Here is a 1,230-nt window from a genome sequence, read left to right as displayed (position 1 = left end):
CCACTTGTTTGAACAACTAAAAGCGTATTTATAAGTGATATTCCGCTCTAGTTAAGCCACCTTGTTTTGTTGGGGTAGCTGATCATAGTAAAACTCATTTGGTGTCATTTTGTCTAGACTCGAATGAGGTCGTTTCAAATTATAAAACTCAAAATATGCACTTAATTGCTTTTTCGCATCTGTGACACTGCTATAAGCTTTGAGATACACCTCTTCATATTTAACGCTCCGCCATAATCGTTCAACCATCACATTATCTACCCATCGACCTTTACCATCCATACTGATTTGAATGCCATTTGATTTCAATACATCAATAAATGCATCACTGGTAAACTGGCTGCCTTGGTCTGTATTAAATATTTCAGGTCGACCATATTTTTCAATCGCTTCATTTAAAGCCGAAATACAAAAATCCACCTCCATACTAATCGATACTCTATGCGCAAGTACCTTGCGGCTATGCCAATCAATCACAGCACATAAATAAACAAAGCCTTTTGCCATAGGGATATACGTTATATCCGTAGACCACACTTGATTACTGCGCTGAATAGCCAATCCTTTGAGCAGATATGGATATTTACGGTGAGCTTGATTAGCCTGGCTTAAATTTGGTTTGCAATATAACGCCTGAATACCCATTTTCTTCATTAAAGTACGTGTATGACGTCGTCCTATATGATGTCCTTGACGATTCAACAAATCACGCATCATACGACTGCCTGCAAAAGGATATTGCATATGTAATTCATCAATACATCGCATCAGCTTCAGATCTGATGCACTCACAGGTTTTGGGCGATAGTAATAACAACCACGGGAGACTTTCAGCAGCTTAGCTTGCTTAGATACTGAAATCTGAAGTGAGTCGTCGATTAACTTTTGTGGTTGAAGCGGCCCAGTTTCTTCAACACACCTTCTAAAAAATCAATTTCTAATGCCTGCTCACCGATTTTTGCATGTAGTTTTTTTAGATCGATGGGTGGTTCTGTTGGAGCTTTTGATTGATCGAAAGCTTGCGAGGAAGCTGAGATCAATTGATTTTTCCAGTCAATAATTTGGTTTTGATGAACATCAAACTCAGCACTCAATTCAGCAAGTGTTTTTTCTGCTTTAATCGCAGCAAGTGCTACCTTAGCTTTAAAATCATTTGAATGATTTCTTCTTGGTCTACGTGCCATAAAATACTCCATATATTGATGTTTATAACATCATTTGAGGAGCAGA

Annotated in this window: 1 protein-coding gene; it reads right to left on the bottom strand. The window is 38.0% G+C overall.

All coding sequences use genetic code 11. The features are described from left to right. Positions 1–51 precede the first annotated feature (51 nt). Positions 52–1,184, bottom strand: a protein-coding gene (locus CDG56_RS16680) for an IS3-like element ISAba14 family transposase (protein WP_223155595.1) whose coding sequence is annotated in 2 segments (ribosomal slippage) — positions 52–932 and positions 932–1,184 — 1,134 coding nt in all. Because the reading frame shifts where the segments join, the coding sequence is not laid out codon by codon here. Between the last annotated feature and the right edge of the window lie 46 nt (positions 1,185–1,230).

The organism is Acinetobacter sp. WCHA39, from assembly GCF_002165385.1.
GTDB lineage: Bacteria > Pseudomonadota > Gammaproteobacteria > Pseudomonadales > Moraxellaceae > Acinetobacter.
The sequence above is the reverse complement of the archived record's forward strand: the minus strand, read 5'-3'. Positions and strand labels throughout refer to the sequence as shown.